Origin of the sequence: Arsenicibacter rosenii, assembly GCF_001870735.1 — a bacterium.
In the GTDB taxonomy this organism is placed as follows: domain Bacteria; phylum Bacteroidota; class Bacteroidia; order Cytophagales; family Spirosomataceae; genus Arsenicibacter; species Arsenicibacter rosenii.
The window spans coordinates 1-1,575 of record NZ_MORL01000129.1; the positions used below are offsets into that span (position 1 = coordinate 1).

Sequence of the window (1,575 nt, forward strand, 5' to 3'; positions counted from 1 at the left end):
TGGCTACAATGTGCCGAACAGCTTTTATTCCGCGTCCGGCCAGCCAGCGGGCGGAAATCAGCAACCGGTTGAGCAGTATATCAGCAACATTGGCGCGCCGGCCGGTTGCAGCCTGTTGCCCCTGGTCATGACACCGGATATTGCCATAACGATTCAGGGAACGCCGGTGTCGGGTAATGTGCTGACCAACGACAGCGATCCGAATGGCGGAACTCTGACGGCAAGCTTACTAAGTGCTCCGGCAACCGGCACCGTGGTAATCAATCCGGATGGCAGTTATTTATATACGCCACCGGCTGGTTTTACCGGTACGGCCACCTTTTGTTATACGGCGACCAGCACTGCGGGTCTGAGCGGGTCTTCCTGTGTATCGGTCAATGTGTTTCCGGCACCAACAACCGGCAATAACGCACCGGTTGCCAACAACGACGCCACGCAGACAACCGCAGGGCTTAGTTTGACCATAAACGTACTGGCCAACGATACTGACCCGGATGGTGTAACAGGCCTGAATGGACAGCTTGGGATTCCCACACTGCCGGGTCAACCAATACAAGGTACGGCAACCGTAGACCCGACAACAGGGATCGTAACCTATTCGCCGCCCGCAGGGTTTACCGGCGTGGTAACGTTTACCTATCAGGTGTGCGATAAAGGTACACCGGCCCTGTGTTCAACCGCCGTTGTTTCTGTAAATGTCTTACCAAGCCCTCCGGCAGGTACAACGCTGTCGCCAATTGCGGTTGATGATGCATTGATTACCAGCCTGAATACGTCGGTGACCGGTACGGTAGCGGCCAATGATCGGGATCCGAACACTCCCGCCTTGCCATTAACCTTTACGAGCGGGCAACCGGCTCACGGATCAGTCGTCATGAGTACAGGCGGGGTATTTACCTTTACCCCTGTAACCGGGTATGTCGGGCCGGACAGTTTCACCTATCTGGTTTGTAACAGCGCCGGTTTGTGTCGTAAGGCAACAGTAAGCATCTACGTAAACCCATTAGTCAATCAGTCACCGCAGGTGAATCCGGATGTGAATACATTTATTCCGGGCCTTCCGACAGCCGGCAATGTGCTGACCAACGATAAAGACCCTGAAGGCGGCGGACTTACCGCGACAGTAGCGGGTACGCCACCGGCCGGCTTTACGCTGACCCCCGACGGCAGCTATACTTACAATGCGCCGGTGAATCAGACCACGCCGGTAACCGTCGTGATCAATGTCTGCGATACCGGCACCCCACCGGCCTGTACGACCTCCACGCTGACGCTGGTTCCCGTCTCGCCGCCGAATGCCCTGACCAACGATGCACCGGTGGCCCTCAACGACGCCGTCCGCACCACGGCGGGGGTGGCCACCACGGTCAATGTGCTGGCCAACGACAAAGACCCTGAGGGGCTGCCGCTGTCGAATCCGGTGCTTGTCAGCGGTCCGTCCCACGGGACGGCGGTGGTAAATCCGGACGGGACGGTGAGCTATACGCCCTCAGCGGGTTTTGTGGGGGCAGATGGGCTGGTGTATCAGGTGTGCGATACGGGCACCCCACCGGCATGTTCGACGGCGGGGGTGAC

Annotated in this window: 1 protein-coding gene; it reads left to right on the top strand. The window is 58.1% G+C overall.

What is annotated here, in order from left to right:
• The coding region (locus BLX24_RS30285) for an Ig-like domain-containing protein (RefSeq protein WP_143092923.1) at window positions 1–1,575 on the top strand (1,575 nt) is incomplete at both ends.